Genomic DNA, 7,718 nt, shown 5'->3' with positions numbered 1-7,718 from the left:
CAAATACGCGAAGCCACGCGGGCTAAGCGTGCATAAAGCGGCTGCGGGCGTAATTGCCCGGCGGTCGCAGGGCTACAAGGAGTGCATTCCAAGGCTGAAATCGACACCGGTTTCGGTCAAGGGCGTGACCGTCCTCTTCCAGCTACCTGCAAGGAATCGCGCGGAAGGCGGCGGCACATCCTGGGATGAGCTCCACGTGGCTCTGGGTAAGTTCCGGCGCGCAATCGTTGCCGCACAGAAGAAAACGTCTGTAGCGCGAAAGGTCGGAACGTCCCGCGGCAAAATGCCGCGAGGGCCAAGCGGGGGCACCGTGACCCCTGCGGGAAACAAGTCTAGCCGCTCACCGGATCGCGGTGAGCAGATTTGTTCTTGGTGAAGTTAGCGGTTACCACACAAGGGAAAAGAATGCGCCGGAGTGGGGAATCTGTTGGCTCCGTGCCAATAGGGCAGGGCAGGGCCATGGACCAAACCGGCCACGGAAGCAGCGGCACGAAGACGCGAAACGTGGCAAAGGCGTTTTCCTTCAATACCAGTTATCGGCATTGACGATCGTAGTGGAAAAGCCGGCAGGCGGGCGGCCTACTACGCGCGCTTCAAGGCCACCGGCCAATGCGCATTGCATGCCCATTTGCCGTTTGTAGGACCTCCGGCAACGCTCCAGCAACCCGGGGTTTCGCAGACCACCACAAGCGTATCGATTGCCCTGCAGGCTGGACACCCGGATACTTCTTCCCCCGTGCGAAAGGGGTGGGGAGCCGTCAAAGACTCCACAGAGTCACCTTGCCATTCGCAGGGGCGGCTATTGCAGCGCAGTTTCATGGGGGTTTCTTTTCTCGGCTGCCGGCCGGTGCGGGACGTGAGTGCGCCTGGTTTGCATACAGAGGCGTTCTGGTTCTGATATCAGGACCGAGGCATTCTGATATCCCAACGTGGAGCGTTTTCCTTCAATACCAGTACTCGGCTTGGACGGAATCGACGAAAAAGCCGCACGCGGCCGGCGAACTTCCTCCTCGCGGGACTCGAATGCGCCCTCGGTACGTTGCAGGACTATCGGTTCAGTGAGGCGGTTTCGTACCCTTGAACAGCGCGCGCCCGAACTGGGTATAGCCGCGGCCTTCGGCACTGTCCCTGGCGTTGACGCGGAAGATGCCGGCCTTGTCGGAGTAGAACGCCATCGGCTTGCCGTGGCGTTCAATGTAGGCGCGCGTGGCCGTGAAATAGGCTGGCGTCGATTCGCTCGGCACGAACAGCAGCTGCATCAGCCGTCCGGTCGCGTCATCGACGTAGACTAGCAGCGTGCACGCCGGCGCCCGGCCTTCGAACCAGGCGTGGGCGCTGCCATCGATCTGGACCAGCTCGCCGAGGCACGCCCGGCGATTCCTCGGCTGGTGCACCTTGGGCGGGCGCAGCTTCCTGGGGATCCAGAAGCCGGCGTCGATCATGATTCGGCGCACGCAAGCCCTGGAAATCTCGATGCCGTGCCTCTCGTGCAGCTTCTCCCATGCCAGCGTCGGGCCGAAGTCGGCGTAGCTGTCGCGGATCGACCCGCGAATCCGCGACTCCAGCCCGGGCGGCAGCTGGCGATTGCTAGGGCGGCCCCGTTTGCGCGAGACCAGTCCGGTTGGGCCGCCCTCTTGGAGGCGCAAGATCAGCCGCCTGACGTGTCGGGCACTGATGCCAAGCCGCTCAGCGGCGCGCCAGATGGCCATCGGCTACCGTTTGGATCACCTTCATGCGGTCAACTTCACGCATGCTCATGGTCACCAATCCTTGTCCGTACATGAGGCCGCCTCCGGTGTCTAGGATGTTTTGACTTGTCGGGCGGGCGGCCAGCTAAATTCAGATGTCCGTCCGGGCGTGCTTTTTGTGGATAACTCGTAACACGGTGGCGCGGCATGGAAGTTATGCACATGATTGCCAACGGCTATGTCCCGATGGAAACACTCTGCTGCCCAACAGTTCTGCTTGGTGGCCGCATAAGCCAGCCACCACGGACTGCTTTGCCTGCTTACGCCTCCTTACTGCGATACAGCTACCGAAGCTGTTTCAATGTTGCTACGCGATTCGGCATTGAGTCGCAACTGCCGTAATACCTGATCCGATTGCGGAGTCTCGCTGCCGGCATGCCAACAAGCGCTAGCGCCGCCGCTGCCAGGTGCTGCCTGTAGCCGCCTGTAATCCGTAACAGCTCATATGGGACTGGACGCAATGTTTCGTGGCTGAATCAAGCCTTCCTTCCTTGCCAGGCGGGCTTTTCTACTGCCAATGGCACCCATTTTCCAGTGAGAAGCCGATTGGCCCGACCAGGCAACGTTTCGCGCTTGAAATGTTTCTCAGTTTGGCCCCGCTGCTTACCCCCGCATGAGTTCAACAATTCCTTGCCAGCCAATCCCATCAGGCGCTTGGTATGCAATTTGCTCGGAGGAACACATAGAGCAGAACAGCCAAAAAAATATAACGGGGAGGGGTTATGCAAGGCACGGGGGAAGCTATTGCCAGGGACAGGGCGGCTCCGGCGCTGCCTGGCTTTTCGCGGGTCAAGTTTTCCGGGGAGGGCTCCCGATGAATCGGGAAGACTCTCCAGTCCAGCCGGGGCCGGGGCAGCAAGCCGGAATCGCGCAGCAACCCGCGGACCTTGAGGCTTTGTCGGCTTCGGTTGACGATCCCTTGCTCGGCTGTCTCCTGATACTCGGCAAGATGTTCAACCGGCCAATGTCGGCCGATACCCTACGGGCGGGCTTGCCCCTGGTCGAGCATTGCCTGACGCCTGCCTTGTTCATCCGCGCGGCGGCCCGGGCGGGCCTGTCCGCCAAGCTTGTCAAGCGGCCCCTGAATGGCATCTCCGATCTGGTTATGCCCGCCGTCCTGTTGTTGAAGGACAAGCAGGTGTGTGTACTGGTACGCAGGCTAAGTGGTACCAGCGCGCTTCTGGTAACACCCGAGTCCGGTGCCGGTGAGCATGAAATCGAACTCCAGGAACTGGAGCGGTGCTACACGGGCTACGCGTTGTTTGTGCGGCCAGCTTACCGCTTTGAAGAGGATTCGACGCAGAGTGTCGTGCCCCGGCCGCGCCAGTGGTTCTGGGGCGTGGTCGTACAATCCTGGCCGGTTTTCGGGGAGGTCCTGATTGCCTCGCTGCTCATCAATCTGTTCGCTCTTGTCATGCCACTGTTCACGATGAACGTGTATGACCGGGTGGTGCCGAATCGCGCGATGGAGACCTTATGGGCGCTAACCATCGGTGTGATGCTGGTCGTGGGGTTCGATACGCTGATGCGCACCCTGCGCGGGTACTTTATCGACATTGCCGGCAAAAAGATCGATGTGATCCTGTCGACAAATATCTTTGAGAAGGTCCTCGGCATCCAGATGGCCGCGCGCCCCGCGTCAGTGGGCGGATTTGCCAATAACCTGCAGGAATTCGAGGCGGTACGCGAGTTTTGTACCTCGGCCACCATTACCGCGCTGATCGACGTCCCGTTCGTCGTGGTTTTTATCCTGGCGATATTCTGGGTGGGCGGCGCGTTAGGCTGGGCGCCAGTGATGGCGATTCCACTGGTCGTCGGAGCCGGGCTTGCCCTGCAAAGACCGCTTGCGCAGGCCATTGAGGCGAATCAACGCCACGCGAGCCTGCGGCAGGCGATGCTTGTCGAGACCCTGGTTGGCCTGGAGACCATCAAGACGATGGGAGCCGAAGGGCCGGTGCAGGGAAAGTGGGAGCAAGCGCTTGGTCAGATTTCCAGGCTGGGTCTCAAGACTCGCCTGCTGTCAGCCTGTATTGTCAACTTCTCCTCCTTCGCTCAGCAAGCGGCCTATCTTGCCGTGGTGGTGCTTGGTGTCTACCTTATTGCCGATGATAAGTTGACCACTGGTGGGTTGATCGCATGCACTACCCTGACCGGCCGGGCGCTGGCCCCGATGTCCCAGGTGGCGGCCCTGCTGACGCGCTATCACCAGTCGCGCGCAGCGCTTGCCTCGATCGATCGCTTGATGAAGCTGCCCGTGGAGCGCCCGGCCGACAAGTCTTTCGTGCATCGCCCCAGGCTGCGGGGCGATATCGTATTCAGGAACGTCCGCTTTGCTTATCCTGGCCGCACCAGCACAGTCCTCGACGATGTTTCATTCCATATCGCGCCCGGCGAGCGCGTTGGGGTCATCGGCCGCATCGGTTCGGGCAAGACCACCATCGAAAAGCTTATTCTAGGGCTCTACCCGCCCACCTTGGGTTCCATACTGATCGACGGCACCGAATTGCGCCAGCTTGATCCGGCCGCACTGCGGCGCGACATCGGCTACGTGCCGCAGGACGTCGTCCTGTTCAATGGAAGCGTGCGCGAGAACATCGTGCTGGGTGCTCCCTTCGCGGACGACGCTGCGGTGCTGCGCGCGGCGCAGGTCGCCGGTGTCACCGAATTCGTCAATGGTTCGCCGGACGGCTTCGACCTGCCAGTTGGTGAACGCGGTGAGGGCCTGTCTGGCGGGCAACGGCAGGCCATTGCCATCGCCCGCGCCGCGCTCCTCGCACCACCGCTTCTGCTCCTGGATGAGCCGAGTAGCGCGATGGACAATCGCTCGGAAGAGCTGCTCAAGACCCGGTTGATGGCCGAGCTTGGCGGCCGCACGCTGCTGCTCGTCACCCACCGCACATCCCTGCTCAGCCTGGTTGACCGTCTGATCGTGATGGATCACGGGCGTGTGGTCGCCGACGGGCCCCGGGACGCGGTGCTCGCGGCCCTTGCAGGAAGGAAGCTCCATGTCGCAGCCGCTTGAAACACCATGCCTTGACGAACTGCCCCTGGGCGGCAAGCGCTCCGATTGGCTAGGCAGGATTGCCACGGCGATCAAGCCGCGCGCGGACGACACCGCATACATGCAGGCGAGCAGCGCTGCACTGATGGAGGGGCCACGTTCCTTCACCCACTGGATTCTCTGGTCGACGTTCCTCTTCCTGATTCTGGCGCTGACCTGGGCGGGCCTGGCCAAGGTGGACGAAGTAACGGTGGGCGAGGGGAAAGTGATTCCCTCCAACCAGGTCCAAGTGGTGCAGAACCCGGATGGTGGCGTGGTTTCGGAAATCCTGGTGAGGGTGGGCGAGGTGGTGCAGAAAGATCAGCCGTTGATGCGCATCGATGACACCAGGTTCAGTGCCTCTTACAAGGAGGGCCAGGCCAAGGATGATGCCCTGATTGCGAGGATTGCGCGTTTGAAAGCCGAAGCCGGCGGCACACCCTTCCTCACGACACGGCGGGCGGAGGGGATACAAGGAGATAAGTTCTTCGCCGAAGAGCAAAACCTCTTTGAGTCCCGCCAGCGTGAATTGCAGGCAAGCCTGGCCGTGCTACGTCAACAGGCCGATCAACGCCGGCAGGAACTCGCCGAAAAGCGCTCACGCGAGGCGCAATTGCTGCAAAGCTACGCGCTGGTTTCGAAGGAACTGGCGATGACGCGCCCGCTTGCGCAAAAGGGCGTCGTGTCCGACGTGGAGTTGCTGCGGCTGGAGCGGGAAGCCAATGACCTGGCCGGTGAACTCAGTGCGACCAGGCTTTCTCTGCCCCGGCTGGATGCTGCCTACCGGGAAGCGCGCCAGAAGATCGACGAAATGAGCGCGCACTTTCGCGCTGACGCCATGAAAGACCTCAACCAGGCGGGGGCGGAGCAGGCCGCATTGAGCGCTGCCAACACAGCATTAGAAGACCGGGTCGTACACGCCGTGGTGCGGGCTCCGGTAGCCGGTGTCGTCAAACAGATCAAGCTGAATACAGTAGGGGGCGTGGCCCAGCCCGGCATGGAGCTCATGGAGATCGTGCCGCTGGAAGACACGCTGTTGATCGAAGCACGTGTGCGTCCCGCGGACGTTGCCTACCTGCACCTGGGGCAGGAGGCGATGGTCAAACTGTCAGCCTACGACTATTCCATCTTCGGCGGCTTTCCGGCGACGCTGGAGCATATCAGCGCCGATACGCTGATCCCGGAAAAGCCTGGTGAAAAGCCCGAGCCCTACTATCGGATCCTGGTGCGGACACAGCAGAACAAGCCAAGCGGGCGCAGCGATTCCGTGCCGATACTGCCTGGCATGGTGGCCACCGTCGACATCCGTACAGGGCAGAAGACCGTACTGCATTACTTGCTCAAGCCCATCATAAAGACCAAGGACGTGGCGCTGCGTGAGCGCTAACCGCGCCAGCAAATAAGCCGCTTGACGGGAAATGAGCATGGCCATCGTCGCAGCCAGTTCGGTGAAATGCCGAGTCGGGCTAGCAGCATCCTGCTTTCAACGCTAAACCTCAGAGACGATCACGGAGTCTGTCATGGCTACGAATAACAACGGTACTGCGACTTCGCTCTCCAATACGCCCCAGGCGACGGACGACGTATTTACCGCGGCAATGACAGGCCTCACGTGCAGCTCGCTCGGCACGATCTGGTTGAACGTCATGGCCAATGATCTCGGCGGAGCCGCGAAGACGCTGTACTCGATCGATTCCGGCAGCGAGGCGACGATTGCCGCCGAGCAAAACGCGCTGCTCAGTCAGGACACCGTGAGGGCGGAGACGGTGAACGGGGACCTGAGCTATCATGGCGCGCACATCTGGATCACGACGGATGGAAAGATAGGCTACGACGCGCGGAGCCTGGATCCGACATGGCTTTCCAACAGCTACCGTGACCTTGGCTATGCGACCGACAGCTTCACCTATGCCATCCGGCTCGGCAACGGCACCCTGAGCTGGGCCACCGCTTACGTAGAGATCGCTCCGCCCAAGCCAGTGGTGACACTTGCGCATGACACTGGCGCTTCCAGCACTGACAATGTCACCAACGATGGCTCGCTCTGCCTGACGGGAATCGCACACGGTGCGACGGTCCAATACAGCGTCGACGGCGGCGCAACATGGAACGGCAGCTTCGGCGCGGTGCAGGGCATGAACAACCTGCTGGTGCGCCAAATTGACACGCACGGTAACGTTTCGGGCGCAACCAATCTCACTTTCTCGCTCGACACGGGGGCGCCAACAGTAACGTGGCCGTCCGATGCCAGGACTGGAGTCGAGGGCTCCCCAGTCACGCTAGGTGCGCTCTCGGCGACGGCATTTGGGCCTGGCAATGGCGTGGCTTCGCTTGTGGTCAGTGCGATCCCGGCCGGTGCCACGCTAAGTGATGGCGCGGGCGGTCATAGTTTCACCGCCGATGCGAGCCATACCGCGGTCGATGTTCATGGCTGGACGCTGAGCTCGCTGACCATCACGCCGTCCGGCGATGCCAACTTCACGCTGAACGTCAGGGCGACTGATATGGCCGGCAATAGTTCCACGGCCACCGAGACGGTCACGGTCAACCCGCTGGCGCCGACACTGGCGCCAGCGGCCGAGAGCGGGGTCGAAGGGGCGGCGATCGCCCTGAACCTGGGGGCCGCGGTCAACGGCCTCGTGGGCGATGCCAACAGCCTCGCCACGCTGGTGGTGAGCGCGATCCCGGTTGGCGCCACGCTGAGCGATGGCGCGGGCGGTCATAGCTTCACTGCCGACGCGAGCCACACGGCGATCGATATCCACGGCTGGAGCTTGTCCAGCCTGACGATCACGCCGCCCAACGACGCCAACTTCACGCTGAGCGTGGCTGCGACTGCCCAGGATGGCGAGGGCAACCTCAGCACCACCACCACCGCCACCGAAGCGGTCACGGTCAATCCGCTGGCGCCAACGCTGGCGCCGGTGGCC

3 protein-coding genes and 1 pseudogene are annotated in these 7,718 nt (G+C 61.9%); 3 read left to right on the top strand and 1 reads right to left on the bottom strand.

From position 1 onward, the window contains the following. Positions 1–1,082: 1,082 nt before the first annotated feature. Positions 1,083–1,782: pseudogene (locus DN412_RS41505) on the bottom strand (ISNCY family transposase); the annotation flags it as partial. Positions 1,783–2,562: 780 nt separating this feature from the next. On the opposite strand from DN412_RS41505, the gene DN412_RS41500 reads away from it, so the two are divergent. The 3 genes from DN412_RS41500 to DN412_RS44295 all read left to right on the top strand — a co-directional run. After that, a complete protein-coding gene (locus tag DN412_RS41500; protein ID WP_115216810.1) occupies positions 2,563–4,770 on the top strand; it encodes a type I secretion system permease/ATPase in 2,208 nt (735 codons plus the stop codon). Beyond that, positions 4,754–6,175 (top strand): HlyD family type I secretion periplasmic adaptor subunit, encoded by a 1,422-nt coding sequence (locus DN412_RS41495; protein ID WP_115216809.1) that lies wholly within the window; start codon positions 4,754–4,756, stop codon positions 6,173–6,175. Before DN412_RS41500 ends, DN412_RS41495 begins: the two co-directional genes overlap by 17 nt. A 133-nt stretch (positions 6,176–6,308) precedes the next feature. Continuing rightward, positions 6,309–7,718, top strand: a 1,410-nt coding sequence (locus DN412_RS44295) for an Ig-like domain-containing protein (RefSeq protein ID WP_208647760.1), incomplete at its 3' end; no start/stop codon positions are given.

Origin of the sequence: Cupriavidus lacunae, from assembly GCF_003353055.1 — a bacterium.
In the GTDB taxonomy this organism is placed as follows: domain Bacteria; phylum Pseudomonadota; class Gammaproteobacteria; order Burkholderiales; family Burkholderiaceae; genus Cupriavidus; species Cupriavidus lacunae.
Note: the sequence above shows the minus strand (reverse complement) of the source record. Positions and strands in the feature narration are given on the sequence as shown.

What these genes read in the sequence shown, in the direction of transcription:
- DN412_RS41500 (WP_115216810.1), top strand. Translation starts at nt 2,563, where the DNA reads ATGAATCGGGAAGACTCTCCAGTCCAGCCGGGGCCGGGGCAGCAAGCC.
- DN412_RS41495 (WP_115216809.1), top strand. Translation starts at nt 4,754, where the DNA reads ATGTCGCAGCCGCTTGAAACACCATGCCTTGACGAACTGCCCCTGGGC.